Here is a 15,664-nt window from a genome sequence, read left to right on the forward strand (position 1 = left end):
CGCTGCGACAGTACTTTCGAACGGGTTTAAGGCTGGCCGGGAGGTCGAAGTGCCGCGAATTCGTCGGTGACCCGCAGCTGGGAATCGGTGAAGCGGTACAACGCCGCCGGGCGACCGCCGCTGCGGCCGGACTGCGCGATAGTCCCCGTCTGGACGATGACATTGCGACGGGCTAGCACCCGCTGCAGGTTGGTCGCATCGACCTGATAGCCCAGCGCTGCGCCATAGATATCGCGCAGCGCGGAGAGCGCGAATTCTCTTGGCGCCAAGGCGAATCCGATGTTGGTGTACGACATCTTGGCGATCAGTCTGGCCCGGGCGTGGGTCACCATCGGGCCGTGGTCAAATGCCATCGGTGGCAGGGAACTTACCGGGTGCCAGCGGGTGTCCGGGGGCAGTTCGGGGGTGGCGGGGGAGGGCACCAGCCCAAGGAAGGTCGATGCGATCACCCGGGTGCCCGGCACCCGGTGCGGGTCGGAGAACACCGCGAGCTGTTCCAGGTGTGCCAACTCTCGCAAGTCGACCTTCTCGGCGAGTTGGCGCCGAACCGAGGTGGTCATGTCCTCGTCGTTGCGCAGCCGCCCGCCCGGCAGCGACCAAGCGCCCCGTTGCGGCTCCCGGGCGCGTTCCCATAACAGCACGTTAAGTTGTGGTTTTTCTGTTTGAGAGCCCCCCTTAATCTGCCCCGTAACCTCGCGGACCTGGAACACGACCGCGAGCACTTCGTGAGCGGTGCTACCATTGGGCATGTTTTCGATTATAAGTCGAAAACCTCCTCGCGCGCGAAAGGAGCGGCCATGACGATTTTGGATCGCACGGACCGGCTCGCGGACGACATGACGGACCGCATCGTCAACACGCCTACCGGCTACACGGGGGTGGACGGCGACGAGCAGTGGGCCGCCGAGGTCCGCCGACTGGCGCGCTTGCGTGGCGCCACCGTGCTGGCGCACAACTACCAACTGCCGGCCATCCAGGACGTCGCCGACCACGTGGGGGATTCGCTGGCGCTGTCACGCATCGCCGCCGAGGCGCCCGAAGACACCATCGTGTTCTGTGGCGTGCACTTCATGGCCGAGACCGCCAAGATTCTCAGCCCGCACAAGACCGTCCTGATTCCGGATCAGCGGGCCGGCTGCTCGCTGGCCGACTCGATCACCCCCGACGAGCTGCGTGCGTGGAAGCAAGACCATCCCGATGCTGTCGTCGTCTCCTACGTCAACACCACGGCGGCGGTGAAGGCGCTCACCGACATCTGCTGCACGTCGTCCAACGCGGTCGAAGTGGTGCAGTCCATCGACCCCGATCGCGAGGTGCTTTTCTGCCCGGACCAGTTCCTCGGCGCCCACGTCCGCCGCGTGACCGGCCGCAAGAACCTGCATGTCTGGGCCGGCGAATGCCACGTGCATGCCGGGATCAACGGCGACGAGCTCGCCGATCAGGCCCGCTTGCACCCCGATGCCGAGCTGTTTGTACACCCCGAATGTGGTTGTGCTACTTCGGCGTTGTACCTCGCTGGCGAAGGCGCCTTCCCGGCGGACCGGGTGAAGATCCTGTCCACCGGCGGCATGCTTGATGCGGCACACGAGACGCGCGCGCGCAGGGTTCTGGTCGCCACCGAGGTCGGCATGTTGTATCAGCTGCGCCGAGCGGCACCGGGTGTCGACTTCCGCGCGGTCAATGACCGCGCGTCGTGCAGGTACATGAAGATGATCACCCCCGCGGCCTTGTTGCGTTGCCTGGTAGCGGGGGCCGACGAGGTCCACGTCGATCCGGAAATCGCAGCGGCCGGCCGCCGCAGTGTGCAGCGAATGATCGAAATCGGGCAGCCGGGCGGCGGCGAATGAACGCCGGTCCCGCTTGGCGGGATGCGGCCGACGTCGTCGTGATCGGGACCGGCGTCGCCGGATTGGCGGCCGCGCTCGCAGCCCATCGCGCCGGGCGCAGGGTCGTCGTGCTCAGCAAGGCGGACAGGCGGTGCGGGGCGACCGCGACGCACTACGCGCAAGGCGGCATCGCGGTGGTGCTGCCCGACAACCCGGAAGACGGGGATTCGATCGACGCTCACGTCGCCGACACCCTGGCCGCTGGCGCGGGTATGTGCGATCCAGACGCGGTGTACTCGATCGTCGCCGACGGCTACCGCGCGGTGGCTGAATTGGTCGGCGACGGGGCGCGGTTCGACGAGTCGGCCCCAGGCCGCTGGGCGCTGACGCGCGAAGGTGGGCACTCCCGGCGGCGCATCGTGCACGCGGGCGGCGACGCCACCGGCGCCGAGGTCCAGCGGGTGCTCGACCATGCGGCCGGCGTGCTGGACATCCGCACCAGCCACGTGGCCCTGCGAGTGCTGCACGACGGGATCGCGGTGACCGGGGTGCTTGCCGTCAATCCCGACGGATCGGGTGTCATCAGCGCACCGTCGGTGGTGGTGGCCACCGGCGGGCTCGGGCATCTCTACAGCGACACCACCAATCCAGGCGGCTCCACCGCCGACGGCATCGCGTTGGGGCTGTGGGCCGGCGTCGCGGTCAGCGATCTCGAGTTCGTCCAGTTCCACCCGACGATGCTGTTCGACGGCCGCGGACGTTGTGCCGGCGGCCGCCGGCCGCTGATCACCGAGGCAATTCGCGGTGAGGGTGCGACATTGCTTGACAGGCAAGGCAATTCGATCACTGCCGGCGTTCATCCGATGGGCGACCTGGCGCCGCGCGACGTCGTCGCGGCCGCCATCGACGCGCGGTTGAAGGCGACGGGCGATCCGTGTGTTTACCTCGACGCCCGTGGCATCGAGGGCTTCGAGTCGCGGTTTCCGACCGTCACCGCGGCGTGCCGGAGCGCCGGAATCGACCCGGTCCGGCAACCCATCCCGGTTGTTCCGGGAGCGCACTACAGCTGTGGCGGCATCGTCACCGATGTGTACGGCCAAACCGAGCTGATCGGGTTGTACGCCGCCGGCGAGGTGGCCCGCACCGGCATGCACGGTGCCAACCGGCTGGCCTCGAACAGCCTGCTGGAAGGCTTGGTGGTGGGTGGTCGCGCCGGAAGGGCCGCGGCGGAGCACGCGGCGGTGGCCGGGCGTCGCCGCGCGGTGTTGCCCGAGCCGATTGCCCACGCTGCGCCGACGCGCCGCGAGCTGCAACGCGCGATGAGCCGGTTCGCCTCGGTGGTCCGCGACGCCGTGGGGCTGCAGCGATTGTCCGACGCACTGTCGGCGGCGCCGGTTCGTGACGTGGCGGCCCGTCGCGACTTCGAGGACGTCGCGTTGACGCTGACCGCCCGTGCGGTGGCGGTCGCGGCCCTGGCCCGCAACGAAAGCCGCGGCTGTCACCACCGCGCGGAGTACCCGGGTGCCGCGGCCGACCAAGCGCGAAGCACTGTGGTCCGGCTGGCTGACGACCACCAGGCCGTGCTGGTGGAGGCGCTGGCGGCGGTCGGCTGATGCCCGCGCCGGCGACGATGCAGTGGCGGCACCTCCCGCTTTGCGGGGGAGAGCGGCGCTAATGCAATTGTCCGACTGCGAGCTGGCCGCCGTGCGAGACACCATTCGACGCGGTCTCGATGAGGATCTTCGCTACGGCCCCGACGTCACCACGTTGGCGACGGTGCCCGCCGGTGTGCTGACCACCGCGTCGATGGTTCCCCGGGAACCCGGCGTGATCGCCGGATTGGACGTCGTGCTGATGGTGCTCGACGAGGTCCTCGGCGCCACCGGCTATCGGGTGTTGGACCGGGTCGAGGAGGGCGCGCGGGTGCAGCGGGGTGCGCCGCTGCTGACGGTGGAGGCCCAGACGCGCGGATTGCTGACCGCGGAGCGCACCATGCTGAACCTGGTTTGCCACCTGTCGGGAATCGCCACCGCGACGGCGGCGTGGGTCGACGCAGTGCGCGGCACCAAGGCGCAAATTCGGGATACCCGCAAAACGCTGCCCGGCCTGCGTGCTCTGCAGAAATATGCGGTTCGCGTCGGCGGTGGCCTCAACCACCGGCTGGGCCTGGGTGACGCCGCGTTGATCAAGGACAACCATGTGGCGGCAGCCGGATCGGTGGTCGCGGCGTTGCGGGCGGTGCGGGCCGCCGCACCGGAGCTGCCATGCGAGGTCGAGGTGGACTCACTCGAGCAGCTTGACGACGTGCTGGTCGAAGAGCCCGAGCTGATCCTGCTGGACAACTTCCCGGTGTGGCAGACGCAGATGGCCGTCCAGCGTCGGGACGCCCGCGCGCCCGCCGTCAAACTGGAGTCTTCCGGCGGGCTCACCCTGGATACCGCGGCGGCGTATGCCGCGACCGGTGTGGACTACCTTGCCGTCGGTGCGTTGACCCACTCGGTACGGGTTCTCGATATTGGCCTGGACATGTAGGTCTGGATGTCTCCTCAGTCTTCGTCCGAATGCTCGGGACCTGGGGCAGCCGTGCGGTCAACCCTTACGTTGATCCTCGGCCAGCGCTTACCCGGCGGACGCTGAATCGCGTATTCCCACGCCAAGCCCTGCCATAACTGCCAACCGCGCCAGCGCGCGAGCAGGCAGAGCCCGGCACCGACGCAGGTCGCCACCACCGTGCCCGCTGGCGCTTGCCCGCTATAGCTGAAGACGACCGCCACAAAGCTGGCCGCGACGGCGCAGGTGGCATAGAGCGTGTTGCCGCCGAAGATCTGGGGAACTCGTCGCACGGTCAGGTCCCGCAGCGCGCCGCCGCCGACCGCGGTGATGGTGCCCAACAGCACCGCCGGCAGCCAGCCCAGGCCGACGTCCAGGGTTTTTTGCGCCCCCGCGGCCGCCCAGCAACCCAGGGCTAGCGCGTCTACCACCGGGAAGGTCAGGCCCCAGATCCGGTCGTGCACCGGCGCGAGGAAGGCGACGATCGCTCCCGCGATCGCGGCAATCGCATACAAGTAGTCGGTCAGCGCCACTGGGGGGCCGTGTTGCAGCAGCGTGTCGCGGATGAGCCCGCCGCCGAGGCCGGACAACGTTGCCAACGCAGCAAATCCGACGGGATCCATCCGCTGCTCCCGTGCCACGATCCCGCCGAGCACCGCATTGCCGAAGACCCCGGTGAGGTCGACCACCCGGAGAAACTCACCAACCGTGCCGGTCAACGCGATCGCGCGATAGGAGCCGTCAAGAGTGGCACGCCACTACGTTTATCACGTGTTACCCGCTTTGGCGGCGCAGGAGCGCACGCGCCGCGGGTTTGGCGGCGTCGAGCGCGGCCGTGTCACCGGCGACGCGGGAGAGGATCAACGCCCCCTCGATCAACGAGATCACCGCGATGCCAACCTGTTCCGCCTCCGCCGGGGGCCAGCCCTCCAGGCGCAGCCGGTCCCCGATCGCCGCGCACCAGCCCGCGAAGGCACGCGCCGAGGCTGCGCGGACCTCCGGGCTGGCGTTCACCGACTCGGTGGCGATCGGCTCGATGGGGCAGCCGTCGCGCTGGTCGCCGGTTAGTCCCGCCGCGAGCAGATCGATCCACCGACGCCGGGCTACGCATGGCGCGAGGTGCCCGACCCGGCGATCACTGCGCCCGGGCAGGCGCTGGTGCGGCCGCTGATGGTGGCCTTTTGCGATCTTGACGTCGCGCTCTGCCACGGCCGGGGGCCGTTGCCGCCGGGGTATGCGGTCGGTCACGAGGGACTGGCCGAGGTCGTCGCGCTTGGCGACGACGTGAGAGACGTCCGGGTGGGTGACCGGGTCGTCGTGCCCTTTCAGATCAGCTGCGGAACCTGCCGCGAATGTCGCCGCGGCGTCACCGGTTCATGCGGGTCGGTGCCGTTGATGGCGACTTACGGGATGGCCCGATAGCCGGTCTGGATGGGGCGGGTTCATGTCGGACCTCGTGCTCGTGCCCTACGCCGACGCGATGCTGATCCCGATCCAAGGCGGCAAGGTCGCTACCGGGCGCAACTGGCCACATTGGAACCGGCCGAGCGCCGCGCCCTGGTGGTCGGCCGGCTGTCGATCGGGCTGTACGTGGCGGCCTTCGGGGCGGCGCTGGGGGCCCATGTCGACTACGTCGACACCGATGAGCGGCGGCTGGCCGCCGCCGAAAAGCTCGGCGCGGCGGTCCATGACCGGGACAAGCCGGACAAGTCCTGGGGCCGGTATCCGGTCACGGCGCACACGTGTCTGCCAATCCGGCGTTGCTGGCCGCGACGCTGCGTGCCACCTGGCCCGACGGAGTGTGCACCGACACCGGGGTCTACTACCAACCGACGGTCGAGGTGCCGTTGCTCGCGATGTACACCCGTGGCGTGCGATTCGTCACCGGGCGGGTCAATGCGCGGGAGGTCATCCCGCACGTGCCCGAACTGCTCGCCAACGGACTGGACCTGTCGCCGGCCGTCGACCGCGTCGTTGGGTGGGAGGACCCCCTTCGGTCTGGTCGGCGATGACCGGCAAGACCGTCTTCACCAGGGCCTAGCGAGCGCGGGTCGGTAACGGTTCCCGGGGTCCGGCGTTGCCCGACCCCGGGTGAGGTGTTCAGTCTGCGCTGAGGGCGACGAAATCGCGGTCCGCGGCACGCTGGGCGCAGACTGGGCGTCTTGGATGCAGACTCGTGTGTTCAGGCGCCCGGGAATCGACGGGCGGGTCAGCGGGCCGCAATGCTGGCCGGTCCGGTGGCGGGTCGCCGCGGCGGCACCCGTGGCGGCGACCCTGGTGATCCCGGCCGAACAGCCGAAACGCCCTGTCCACCAGCGGCTTCGGCGCCAAAGAATTGAGGATCTACCCGCACAGCGGGGTCAAGCTCGAGCAAACCACCATCATCGAAACCATCGGGCACACCCCACGATCCCAACAACCTGATCAACCCAACACCCCGACCAGCGCGTTACCGACCCGCACAACTAGTCGATGTCGGCGACAAGAACCGCCATCCGGCGCAGTTGCACGCGCACCAGCCATGGCAGCCCTTGAGCGTCCGAGCCGTCGGGGGAGCCGGCGGGCAGAATCCGTGGATTGGTGATGTGCAGCTTGCGACGGGTGTAGTGCACGTCGGCCTCGCCGGCGGCCAGCACGTTCTTGACCCAGTCCGTTTTGCCGTGGCCCAGCGCGATCGACAGCCGGTTGCCCTTGCGGTAGGTGGTCACGATGGTCCGGTACGGCTTGCCCGACTTGCGACCGCGGTGCTCGATGGTCGCCGTTCCGGGTAGGTAGCGCGCGATCGGTTTGAGCGCCGGGTTGACGTACTTGACCTGAATGTTCTCGAACCACGGGGGATACACCATCGGGATGCCCGGGGCGTTGTTGGGGTGATCCTTGGCGGACATGTGGGCCACACTACCGGTCGGATATTGACTTGAGTTGCTCTGGGACAATGGGCCACGTGACCTCACCGCCTGGGCCGATGGCCCGCATTGACTTGCGGGGCGCGGAGTTGACTGCTGCCCGGTTGCGCGCCGCGCTGCCGCGCGGCGCCGCCGACGTGGAGACCGTGCTGCCGACGGTGCGGCCGATCGTGCAGGCCGTAGCCGAGCGCGGGGCCGAGGCGGCGCTGGAATTCAGTGCGTCGTTCGACGGCGTGCGGCCGGGGGCCGTGCGAGTGCCCGAGGCGACGTCGGAGGTGGCGCTGGCCGGCCTGGACAACGACGTCCGGGAGGCGCTGCAGGTGATGATCGAGCGCACCCGCGCCGTACACGCCGACCAGCGCCGCACCGAGGTCACCACCAAGCTCGGCCCGGGCGCTTCGGTCACCGAACGCTGGGTGCCGGTCCAGCGGGTGGGGCTGTATGTGCCCGGCGGCAACGCGGTGTACCCGTCCAGCGTGGTGATGAACGCGGTGCCGGCCCAAGTCGCCGGTGTCGACTCGCTGGTGGTCGCCAGCCCGCCGCAGGTCCAGTTCGACGGTGTGCCGCACCCAACCATCCTGGCCGCGGCCCGGTTGCTCGGCGTCGAGGAGGTGTGGGCCGTCGGCGGGGCACAGGCGGTGGCGTTGCTGGCCTACGGCGGCACCGACACCGACGGCGCGGATCTGCCGCCCGTCGACATGATCACCGGGCCGGGCAACGTCTACGTCACCGCCGCCAAGCGGCTGTGTCGCTCGCAGGTGGGCATCGACGCCGAAGCCGGGCCCACCGAGATCGCCATCCTGGCCGACCACAGCGCCGATCCGGCGCATGTGGCCGCCGACCTGATCAGTCAGGCCGAGCACGACGAGTTGGCCGCCAGCGTGCTGGTCACCCCGAGCGTGGACCTGGCCGACGCCACCGATACCGAGCTGGCCGCCCAGCTGCAGACCACGGTGCACCGCGAGCGGGTGACGGCCGCGCTGACTGGACGCCAGTCGGCGATCATCCTGGTTGACGACCTCGACGCCGGCGTCAAAGTCGTGAACGCTTATGCCGCAGAGCATCTGGAGATCCAGACCGTCGACGCGGCGGATGTCGCCGGCCGGATACGTTCGGCCGGGGCCATTTTCGTCGGTCCATGGTCGCCGGTCAGCCTCGGCGACTACTGCGCCGGGTCCAACCACGTGCTGCCGACCGCGGGCTGCGCCCGGCATTCCAGCGGCCTGTCGGTGCAGACCTTCCTGCGCGGCATCCACGTCGTCGACTACACCGAGGCGGCCCTCAAAGACGTCTCGGGGCACGTGATTACGTTGGCCCAGGCCGAAGACCTGCCGGCCCACGGCGAGGCGGTCCGGCGGAGGTTCGAGCGATGACGGGACCTCGGCCATCCGAACGGCGAGCCACGCTGGATGACCTGCCGCTGCGTGACGACCTGCGCGGCAAATCGCCCTATGGTGCACCGCAATTGACGGTTCCCGTGCGGCTGAACACCAACGAGAATCCGCACCCGCCCACCAAGGCGCTGGTCGACGACGTCGTGCGGTCGGTACGGGAGGTGGCCGTCGATTTGCACCGTTATCCCGACCGGGACGCGGTGGCGCTGCGCGCCGATTTGGCCGCCTACCTGACCGTACAGACCGGGACCCGGGTTGGTGTCGAAAACGTTTGGGCAGCAAACGGTTCCAATGAGATCCTGCAGCAGCTGCTGCAGGCGTTCGGCGGGCCGGGGCGCACCGCGATCGGGTTTGTCCCGTCCTATTCGATGCATCCGATCATCTCCGACGGCACGCACACCGAGTGGATCGAGACCGTGCGCGCCGACGACTTCAGCCTCGACATCGATAGCGCAGTCGCCGTGGTGGCGGAACGCAACCCGGACGTCGTATTCATCGCCAGTCCCAACAACCCCTCCGGACAAAGTGTTTCGCTTCCGGATCTGCGCAAGCTGCTCGACGTCGTGCCCGGAATCTTGATCGTCGACGAGGCTTACGGTGAGTTCTCGTCGCGTTCCAGCGCGGTGGCCCTGATCGAGGAGTATCCGACCAAACTGGTGGTCACCCGCACCATGAGCAAGGCGTTTGCCTTCGCTGGCGGCAGGCTGGGGTACCTGATCGCCACGCCGGCTTTGGTTGAGGCCATGCTGCTGGTGCGGCTGCCGTATCACCTGTCGTCGGTCACTCAGGCCGCGGCCCGGGCCGCGTTGCGGCACGCCGACGACACCCTGGGCAGTGTGGCCACGCTGATCGGCGAACGCGAGCGGGTGACAACCGCGTTGACCGGCATGGGCTTTCGAGTCATCCCGAGCGACGCGAACTTCGTGCTGTTCGGGAAGTTCGCCGACGCGCCGGTCGCCTGGCAGCGTTACCTGGACGCCGGCATCCTGATCCGAGACGTCGGCATCCCCGGCTACCTGCGCGCCACCACCGGACTGGCCAACGAAAACGACGCGTTCCTGCGAGCGAGCGCCCGGATCGCTGCCACCGAATTGGTCCCAGCCACCCCCAGCCCCGTAGGAGCATCGTGACAACCACCGTGAGCCGCAGCGCGCGTATCGAGCGCCGCACGCGTGAATCCGACATCGTCGTCGAACTCGACCTCGACGGCACCGGCCAGGTCGACGTCGACACCGGTGTCCCGTTCTACGACCACATGTTGACGGCGCTGGGCAGTCACGCCAGCTTCGACCTGACCGTGCGCACCAAGGGCGATGTCGAGATCGAGGCGCATCACACCATCGAGGACACCGCGATCGCGCTGGGCATGGCCCTGGGGCAGGCCCTGGGCGACAAGAAGGGCATCCGCCGGTTCGGGGACGCTTTCATCCCGATGGACGAGACGCTGGCCCACGCGGCCGTCGACGTGTCCGGCCGGCCCTACTGTGTGCACACCGGCGAACCGGATCACCTGCAGCACACCACCATTGCCGGAAGCTCGGTGCCCTACCACACCGTCATCAACCGGCACGTGTTCGAATCGCTGGCCGCCAACGCCCGCATCGCGCTGCACGTGCGCGTCCTGTATGGGCGTGACCCGCACCACATCACCGAAGCGCAGTACAAGGCCGTGGCCCGCGCGCTGCGTCAGGCCGTCGAACCCGATCCGCGGGTGTCGGGTGTGCCGTCCACCAAAGGTGTTCTGTGACAAGCCCTTTTCGGCAAAAATCGGTGGTCGTCTTGGACTACGGGTCGGGCAACCTGCGATCGGCACAGCGCGCTCTGCAGCGGGTGGGCGCCTCGGTCGAGGTGACCGCCGACGCGGGGGCGGCGCTGGCGGCCGACGGGCTGGTGGTTCCCGGGGTCGGCGCATTCGAGGCTTGCATGACGGGCCTGCGGAAAATCGCGGGGGAGCGCATCATCGCCGAGCGAGTCGCGGCCGGACGGCCGGTGCTGGGGGTCTGCGTCGGCATGCAGATCTTGTTCGCCCGGGGTGTCGAATTCGGGGTGGAGACCAAAGGCTGCGGCCAGTGGCCGGGCGCGGTCACCCGCCTGGATGCCCCGGTGATCCCGCACATGGGCTGGAACGTGGTGCGGGCGGCTCCCGGCAGCTCGTTGTTCAAAGGCTTGGGCCCCGACGACCGGTTCTACTTCGTGCACTCCTATGCCGCGCGGCGCTGGGCCGGGTCATCCGAGGCGCTGCTGACGTGGGCCACCCATCGGGTGCCGTTTCTGGCGGCGGTCGAAGACGGACCGCTGTCGGCCACCCAGTTTCACCCGGAGAAGAGCGGGGACGCAGGGGCGGCCGTGCTGAGCAACTGGGTCGAAGGGCTTTAACGATGCCATTGATTTTGTTGCCCGCCGTCGACGTCGTCGAGGGTCGCGCCGTGCGCCTGGTGCAGGGGAAGGCCGGCAGCGAAACCGAGTACGGCTCGGCAGTGGACGCCGCGCTGGCCTGGCAGCGTGACGGCGCCGAGTGGATCCACCTGGTCGACCTGGACGCCGCGTTCGGTCGCGGGTCCAATCGCGACCTGCTCGCCGAGGTCGTGGGCAAGCTCGACGTGCGCGTCGAGTTGTCCGGCGGCATCCGCGACGACGATTCCCTGGCCGCGGCGCTGGCCACCGGCTGTGCTCGGGTCAACCTGGGCACGGCGGCGCTGGAGAACCCGCGGTGGTGTGCGCGCATGATCGCCGAGCACGGCGACAAGGTGGCCGTCGGCTTGGACGTCCGAATCGTCGACGGCGAGCACCGGTTACGCGGTCGCGGCTGGGAAACCGACGGTGGCGACCTGTGGGATGTGCTGGAACGCCTTGACCGCCAAGGGTGTTCGCGGTTCGTCGTCACCGATGTCACCAAGGACGGCACGCTCGGCGGCCCCAATCTCGACCTGCTGGCCCGGGTTGCCGACCGCACCGACGCCCCGGTGATCGCGTCCGGCGGCGTGGCCAGCCTGGACGATCTGCGCGCCTTGAACAAGCTAGCCACTCTCACCGGCCGCGGCGTCGAGGGCGCGATTGTGGGCAAGGCCCTCTACGCCGGGCGGTTCACGTTGCCGCAGGCGCTCGCCGCGGTTCGGGAGTGAACCGGGGGACCACTGAGATGTACGACGGCAAAGGCCTTGCGGTACGGGTGATCCCCTGCCTGGATGTCGACGACGGGCGAGTGGTCAAGGGCGTTAACTTCGAGAACCTGCGGGACGCGGGCGATCCGGTGGAGCTCGCGGCCGCCTACGACGCGGAGGGGGCCGACGAGCTGACCTTTCTCGACGTGACCGCGTCGTCGTCGGGAAGGGCCACCATGCTGGAGGTGGTGCGCCACACCGCCGAGCAGGTGTTCATCCCGCTGACGGTCGGCGGTGGGGTGCGCACGGTGGCCGACGTCGACGTGTTGCTGCGCGCGGGCGCCGACAAGGTTTCGGTCAACACCGCCGCCATCGCCCGCCCCGACCTGCTCGCCGAGATGGCAAGGCAGTTCGGCTCCCAATGCATCGTGCTGTCCGTCGACGCCCGTAAGGTGCCCGCCGGCTCCGCCCCGACACCGTCGGGCTGGGAGGTCACCACCCATGGTGGTCGTCGCGGCACCGGGATCGACGCCGTCGAGTGGGCGGCCCGCGGCGCCGACCTCGGGGTGGGGGAGATCCTGCTCAACTCGATGGACGCCGACGGCACCAAAGCCGGATTCGACCTACCGATGCTGCGGGCCGTCCGCGCCGCGGTCGCGGTGCCGGTCATCGCCAGTGGCGGCGCCGGGGCGGCGGAGCACTTCGCGCCCGCGGTTGCCGCGGGAGCCGATGCGGTGTTGGCGGCCAGCGTCTTTCACTTCCGGGAGTTGACGATCAGGCAGGTGAAGGCCGCGATGGCGGCCGAAAAGATCACAGTGAGGATCCGATGATGCTCGACCCACAGATCGCCGCACGCCTCAAGCGCAATGCCGACGGATTGTTCACCGCCGTCGCGCAGGAGCGTGGCAGCGGCGACGTGCTGATGGTCGCCTGGATGGACGACGACGCCCTGGCCCGCACCCTGGAAACCCGTGAGGCCACCTACTATTCGCGAACCCGCGGCGAACAGTGGGTCAAGGGAGCGACTTCCGGGCACGCTCAGCGCGTCCACTCGGTGCGCCTGGATTGCGACGGTGACACGGTGCTGTTGACGGTCGACCAAGTCGGTGGCGCCTGCCACACCGGTGACCATAGTTGCTTCGACGCCGCCGTTCTGCTGGAGCCCGAGGACTAGTTGGGGTGGTGAGTCGACCACGCACGATTCGGCGCAACTCGTGATATAGTGGCGGCACTGTGAGTCCCACCGACCGATGTAGGCCGACATGGCCGCGGTCCGTTCTTGCCGTCAAGGCAGCCATTGCGGTCATGGCAGCCATTGCAGTGCTGGTTGGCGTAATCGGTTATGGACACCTGTTATTCGGCGACAGCGAGTCTGTCACGACGCCCGCCGTGGTGGTGTCGCAAGGTAGTGGCGACATCGAGCGAGCGGGTTCGATCCGCACCGCGTCGTCGGTAGCCGAACAGGGATCCGCCAGGGTTTCGCCGATCCACGCGCTACCACCACGGTTGCGCGCGGTGTTATTGCAGCGCTGGCCTTCTGCGCCGGCCTTGGCGGCCGTGTCCTGGTGGTACCACGCCGGCGTGGCTGCGGCCTGGGCGCCCATCACGCATCTTGCCAATCGGGACCTCCTGGCTCAGTTCTGCGTCACGCGCCATTAATCGGTTAGCGCCAGGCTGTTTCGTCGCTGTGCGGTGACAGCCGGGTTGCGCAGCCTCCGCCGCTCCAATCGCCCATTTTGGGTTCGCGCGTAGGTACCACACGCCTGGATCGCGCGGCAGCGGTCCACATTTCACATTCAAATATTTGAATTCTCTAGGAGAGCTCCGTGTTTTTGGTCGAAGCTGACCGCTATTCAAAGGCGGGTAGAGATGGACTTTGGGTCGCTACCGCCTGAAATCAATTCCACTCGTATCTATGCCGGTCCCGGTTCAGCGCCGATGCTGGCCGCCGCGGCGGCCTGGGATGTGCTGGCCGTCGAGCTGATCACGGCGGCGTCGGGCTATCACTCGGTGACCGCACAGCTCGGCAGCGGACCGTGGCTGGGCGCCGCGTCGGCGTCGATGTTGGGTGCGGCAGGAATCCATGTGAGCTGGCTGCACCGAACCGCTATCCAGGCCGAGGAGGCGGCAACACAAGCCCGGGTTGCCGCGGGCGCCTACGAGGTCGCGCGTGCGACGTCGGTGCCCCCGCCGGTGGTCTTCGCCAACCGCGCCCAGCTAATGGCGCTGATCGCGACCAACCTTCTGGGGCAGAACACTCCGGCGATCGCGGCCACCGAGGCGCACTACGCCGAAATGTGGGCCCAGGATGCCACCGCGATGTATGCCTACGCCGCGTCGTCGGCGTCGGCCGCGAGGGTGACGCCGTTTGCGCCACCTGCTGCCACCACCAACCCTGCCGGCGTGGCCGGCCAAGCGGCCGCGGCTGCCCAAGCCGTCGGCAGCTCGGCCGGGATCCGCGCCCGGGAGATCGTGGCGGCCGGGCAGCAACTGACTTCGGCGGTGCCACAGGCATTGCAGGGCTTGGCATCGCCGGGGTCCATCTCGCGGCTGTCATCGCTGTCGTCGCGCCTGACGGACTTGGAATCCCTGGCCGGGACGGGCAGCGACGCGGCGTCAACAGTGGTCGGTGCCATAACGGATGCGTTGAACCTGACCGGCGCCGCCAGCTCGGTCGAAACAGCGGTGGGCGCAGGTGTCCACGCGGCGGGACCCAGCCTCGGCGCGCTGACGTCGGCCACACCGTCGGGCCTGGGCGGAGCTTCGGGGGTCGCGGCGGGCGCGGGCCGGGCGGTGACGGTTGGGGCGCTGTCGGTGCCGCCGAGCTGGGCTTCGGCGGCGGTGCCGAGCGCCCCTGCCGGTGTGCCGCTGTCCAGCACCGGCGGGGCTGGCGCTCCGGTGGGGGGACCCACCGGCCTGCCAATCATGCCGTTCGGTTTTCCGGGGCGCGGCGCCGGCGGGGACGATTCTTCCCGATTCGCGTTGCGCGCCAACGTTGTTCCTCGCCCGCGATTGTAGGGTGATTTAGGGCGAGCAGACGCAAAGGTCCCCAAAACCGGGCGGTTTTGGGGACCTTTGCGTCTGCTCGCGAGGTGGTGCCACCGCTACGCCGACGAGCGGGCGCGCAGCGTCTCTAACGCTTGGTCGGCGTGGGTGTCCATGCTGAATTCGCTAGCGATCACGTTGAGCACCTTACGATCGGTGTCGATGACAAAGGTCGTGCGTTTGACCGGCATCAATTTGCCGAGCAGGCCGCGCTTGACGCCGAATTGGGTGGCCACCGTGCCGTCGGCGTCCGACAGCAGCGGGTAGTCGAAGTTCTGCGTGTCGGCGAACTTGGCTTGTTTGGGCACCGGATCGGTGCTGATGCCGACCCGGCTGGCTCCGACCGCGGCGAATTCCCTGGCCAGGTCGCGGAAGTGGCAGGCTTCCTTGGTGCAGCCGGGTGTCATCGCCGCCGGATAGAAGAACAGCACCACGGGCCCGTCGGCGAGCAAGGAGCTGAGTTTGCGTGGTGTTCCGCTTTGATCGGGAAGTTCGAAGTCGGCCACGGTGTCACCTGTCTTCATGGCCGTTAGGCTACGCTCGGCCCGATCAGCGGCGGCGCCGGGCTTTTCGGTGTTGCCGCCGGAGGTCAATTCCGTGCGGAAGTTCATTGGTGCGGTTGGTCTGCCGAACTGGTTCGGGCTTAACGCCCCGGCGATCGCGGCCGCCGAGGCCGAATATGAGCAGATGTGGGCCCAGGACGTGGCCGCGATGGTGGGCTGTTGCGCCGACGCCTCGGCGGTGGCCGCGCAGCTGACCCCGTTCCAGCGGTTGCTGCCAACCCTGCGCGACCAGACCGGCGCGTCCGCCCAGGCGGCGGATCCGGTTCCGGACGTCGCGTT

At 68.7% G+C, this 15,664-nt stretch carries 20 protein-coding genes and 1 pseudogene; 15 read left to right on the plus strand and 6 right to left on the minus strand.

From position 1 onward, the window contains the following. Positions 1-26: 26 nt before the first annotated feature. A complete protein-coding gene (locus G6N24_RS07130; RefSeq protein WP_163745441.1) occupies positions 27-749 on the minus strand; it encodes an NUDIX hydrolase in 723 nt (240 codons plus the stop codon). A 48-nt stretch (positions 750-797) separates the two neighbouring features. On the opposite strand from G6N24_RS07130, the gene nadA reads away from it, so the two are divergent. The 3 genes from nadA (at position 798) to nadC (ending at position 4,358) form a co-directional block, all read left to right on the plus strand. After that, on the plus strand, positions 798-1,847 hold the full coding sequence (gene nadA, locus G6N24_RS07135) for a quinolinate synthase NadA (RefSeq protein WP_163745442.1): 1,050 nt from the start codon (positions 798-800) through the stop codon (positions 1,845-1,847). Next, complete coding sequence (locus G6N24_RS07140; protein ID WP_085159645.1) at positions 1,844-3,439, plus strand: L-aspartate oxidase; 1,596 nt, start codon at positions 1,844-1,846, stop codon at positions 3,437-3,439. The genes nadA and G6N24_RS07140 overlap by 4 nt, the downstream gene beginning before the upstream one ends. Positions 3,440-3,500: 61 nt before the next feature. Then, positions 3,501-4,358: a carboxylating nicotinate-nucleotide diphosphorylase gene (gene nadC / locus G6N24_RS07145; RefSeq protein WP_085159647.1), complete on the plus strand. Its 858-nt coding sequence runs from the start codon at positions 3,501-3,503 to the stop codon at positions 4,356-4,358. A 14-nt stretch (positions 4,359-4,372) separates the two neighbouring features. Here the strand turns inward: nadC and G6N24_RS07150 are convergent, their stop codons facing one another. After that, positions 4,373-5,095 carry a trimeric intracellular cation channel family protein gene (locus tag G6N24_RS07150; RefSeq protein WP_085159649.1) on the minus strand — a complete coding sequence of 241 codons (723 nt, stop codon included), beginning with the start codon at positions 5,093-5,095 and terminating at the stop codon, positions 4,373-4,375. 55 nt (positions 5,096-5,150) lie between these two features. After that, entirely contained in the window at positions 5,151-5,585 is a 435-nt protein-coding gene (locus G6N24_RS07155; protein ID WP_232070862.1) for an LmrA/YxaF family transcription factor, read from the minus strand. Here G6N24_RS07155 and G6N24_RS24275 point away from each other — a divergent pair. Continuing rightward, complete coding sequence (locus tag G6N24_RS24275; RefSeq protein ID WP_232070778.1) at positions 5,547-5,798, plus strand: alcohol dehydrogenase catalytic domain-containing protein; 252 nt, start codon at positions 5,547-5,549, stop codon at positions 5,796-5,798. The genes G6N24_RS07155 and G6N24_RS24275 overlap by 39 nt on opposite strands. A gap of 45 nt (positions 5,799-5,843) precedes the next feature. Here the strand turns inward: G6N24_RS24275 and G6N24_RS24280 are convergent, their stop codons facing one another. Beyond that, on the minus strand, positions 5,844-6,065 hold the full coding sequence (locus G6N24_RS24280) for a hypothetical protein (protein WP_232070709.1): 222 nt from the start codon (positions 6,063-6,065) through the stop codon (positions 5,844-5,846). A gap of 53 nt (positions 6,066-6,118) precedes the next feature. Between G6N24_RS24280 and G6N24_RS24285 the strand changes: the two genes are divergently transcribed. Beyond that, positions 6,119-6,388: a hypothetical protein gene (locus tag G6N24_RS24285; RefSeq protein WP_232070710.1), complete on the plus strand. Its 270-nt coding sequence runs from the start codon at positions 6,119-6,121 to the stop codon at positions 6,386-6,388. A gap of 453 nt (positions 6,389-6,841) precedes the next feature. On the opposite strand, the gene G6N24_RS07165 is transcribed toward G6N24_RS24285, so the two are convergent. Continuing rightward, positions 6,842-7,264 carry a nitroreductase family deazaflavin-dependent oxidoreductase gene (locus G6N24_RS07165; RefSeq protein WP_085159759.1) on the minus strand — a complete coding sequence of 141 codons (423 nt, stop codon included), beginning with the start codon at positions 7,262-7,264 and terminating at the stop codon, positions 6,842-6,844. A gap of 77 nt (positions 7,265-7,341) precedes the next feature. On the opposite strand from G6N24_RS07165, the gene hisD reads away from it, so the two are divergent. From hisD to G6N24_RS07210, 9 genes are all read left to right on the plus strand, one after another. Next, positions 7,342-8,655 carry a histidinol dehydrogenase gene (gene hisD, locus G6N24_RS07170; protein ID WP_139822354.1) on the plus strand — a complete coding sequence of 438 codons (1,314 nt, stop codon included), beginning with the start codon at positions 7,342-7,344 and terminating at the stop codon, positions 8,653-8,655. Further along, a complete protein-coding gene (locus G6N24_RS07175) occupies positions 8,652-9,806 on the plus strand; it encodes a histidinol-phosphate transaminase (RefSeq protein WP_085159653.1) in 1,155 nt (384 codons plus the stop codon). The genes hisD and G6N24_RS07175 overlap by 4 nt, the downstream gene beginning before the upstream one ends. Next, complete coding sequence (gene hisB, locus G6N24_RS07180) at positions 9,803-10,423, plus strand: imidazoleglycerol-phosphate dehydratase HisB (RefSeq protein WP_085159655.1); 621 nt, start codon at positions 9,803-9,805, stop codon at positions 10,421-10,423. Before G6N24_RS07175 ends, hisB begins: the two co-directional genes overlap by 4 nt. Next, positions 10,420-11,052: an imidazole glycerol phosphate synthase subunit HisH gene (hisH, locus tag G6N24_RS07185; protein ID WP_085159658.1), complete on the plus strand. Its 633-nt coding sequence runs from the start codon at positions 10,420-10,422 to the stop codon at positions 11,050-11,052. Before hisB ends, hisH begins: the two co-directional genes overlap by 4 nt. A gap of 2 nt (positions 11,053-11,054) precedes the next feature. Then, positions 11,055-11,798, plus strand: a complete 744-nt coding sequence (gene priA, locus G6N24_RS07190) for a bifunctional 1-(5-phosphoribosyl)-5-((5-phosphoribosylamino)methylideneamino)imidazole-4-carboxamide isomerase/phosphoribosylanthranilate isomerase PriA (RefSeq protein ID WP_085159660.1) — start codon at positions 11,055-11,057, stop codon at positions 11,796-11,798. Positions 11,799-11,815: 17 nt separating this feature from the next. Next, entirely contained in the window at positions 11,816-12,607 is a 792-nt protein-coding gene (gene hisF / locus G6N24_RS07195) for an imidazole glycerol phosphate synthase subunit HisF (protein ID WP_085159662.1), read from the plus strand. Continuing rightward, a complete protein-coding gene (hisI, locus tag G6N24_RS07200; RefSeq protein WP_085159664.1) occupies positions 12,604-12,951 on the plus strand; it encodes a phosphoribosyl-AMP cyclohydrolase in 348 nt (115 codons plus the stop codon). The genes hisF and hisI overlap by 4 nt, the downstream gene beginning before the upstream one ends. A 131-nt stretch (positions 12,952-13,082) precedes the next feature. Beyond that, the gene (locus G6N24_RS07205; protein WP_085159666.1) at positions 13,083-13,436 is read left to right on the plus strand and encodes a hypothetical protein; all 354 of its coding nucleotides are present in this window, start codon (positions 13,083-13,085) and stop codon (positions 13,434-13,436) included. A gap of 210 nt (positions 13,437-13,646) precedes the next feature. Further along, positions 13,647-14,795, plus strand: coding sequence for a PPE family protein (locus G6N24_RS07210; RefSeq protein WP_085159668.1), 1,149 nt, complete (start codon positions 13,647-13,649; stop codon positions 14,793-14,795). Positions 14,796-14,881: 86 nt separating this feature from the next. Here G6N24_RS07210 and G6N24_RS07215 read toward each other — a convergent pair whose 3' ends face one another. Continuing rightward, the gene (locus G6N24_RS07215) at positions 14,882-15,346 is read right to left on the minus strand and encodes a peroxiredoxin (RefSeq protein WP_085159670.1); all 465 of its coding nucleotides are present in this window, start codon (positions 15,344-15,346) and stop codon (positions 14,882-14,884) included. 112 nt (positions 15,347-15,458) lie between these two features. Here G6N24_RS07215 and G6N24_RS25715 point away from each other — a divergent pair. Continuing rightward, a pseudogene (locus G6N24_RS25715) lies at positions 15,459-15,590 on the plus strand (PPE domain-containing protein); the annotation flags it as partial. Positions 15,591-15,664: the final 74 nt, after the last annotated feature.

The sequence above is a fragment of the Mycobacterium lacus genome (assembly GCF_010731535.1).
GTDB classification, from domain to species: Bacteria; Actinomycetota; Actinomycetes; order Mycobacteriales; family Mycobacteriaceae; genus Mycobacterium; species Mycobacterium lacus.

Bases quoted from the DNA above. Each gene is read 5' to 3' on its own strand.
- G6N24_RS07130 (WP_163745441.1), bottom strand. From the start codon at position 749: ATGCCCAATGGTAGCACCGCTCACGAAGTGCTCGCGGTCGTGTTCCAG.
- nadA (WP_163745442.1), top strand. From the start codon at position 798: ATGACGATTTTGGATCGCACGGACCGGCTCGCGGACGACATGACGGAC.
- G6N24_RS07140 (WP_085159645.1), top strand. From the start codon at position 1,844: ATGAACGCCGGTCCCGCTTGGCGGGATGCGGCCGACGTCGTCGTGATC.
- nadC (WP_085159647.1), top strand. From the start codon at position 3,501: ATGCAATTGTCCGACTGCGAGCTGGCCGCCGTGCGAGACACCATTCGA.
- G6N24_RS24275 (WP_232070778.1), top strand. From the start codon at position 5,547: ATGGTGGCCTTTTGCGATCTTGACGTCGCGCTCTGCCACGGCCGGGGG.
- G6N24_RS24280 (WP_232070709.1), bottom strand. From the start codon at position 6,065: ATGGACCGCCGCGCCGAGCTTTTCGGCGGCGGCCAGCCGCCGCTCATC.
- G6N24_RS07165 (WP_085159759.1), bottom strand. From the start codon at position 7,264: ATGTCCGCCAAGGATCACCCCAACAACGCCCCGGGCATCCCGATGGTG.
- hisD (WP_139822354.1), top strand. From the start codon at position 7,342: ATGGCCCGCATTGACTTGCGGGGCGCGGAGTTGACTGCTGCCCGGTTG.
- G6N24_RS07175 (WP_085159653.1), top strand. From the start codon at position 8,652: ATGACGGGACCTCGGCCATCCGAACGGCGAGCCACGCTGGATGACCTG.
- priA (WP_085159660.1), top strand. From the start codon at position 11,055: ATGCCATTGATTTTGTTGCCCGCCGTCGACGTCGTCGAGGGTCGCGCC.
- hisF (WP_085159662.1), top strand. From the start codon at position 11,816: ATGTACGACGGCAAAGGCCTTGCGGTACGGGTGATCCCCTGCCTGGAT.
- hisI (WP_085159664.1), top strand. From the start codon at position 12,604: ATGATGCTCGACCCACAGATCGCCGCACGCCTCAAGCGCAATGCCGAC.
- G6N24_RS07205 (WP_085159666.1), top strand. From the start codon at position 13,083: ATGGCAGCCATTGCAGTGCTGGTTGGCGTAATCGGTTATGGACACCTG.
- G6N24_RS07210 (WP_085159668.1), top strand. From the start codon at position 13,647: ATGGACTTTGGGTCGCTACCGCCTGAAATCAATTCCACTCGTATCTAT.
- G6N24_RS07215 (WP_085159670.1), bottom strand. From the start codon at position 15,346: ATGAAGACAGGTGACACCGTGGCCGACTTCGAACTTCCCGATCAAAGC.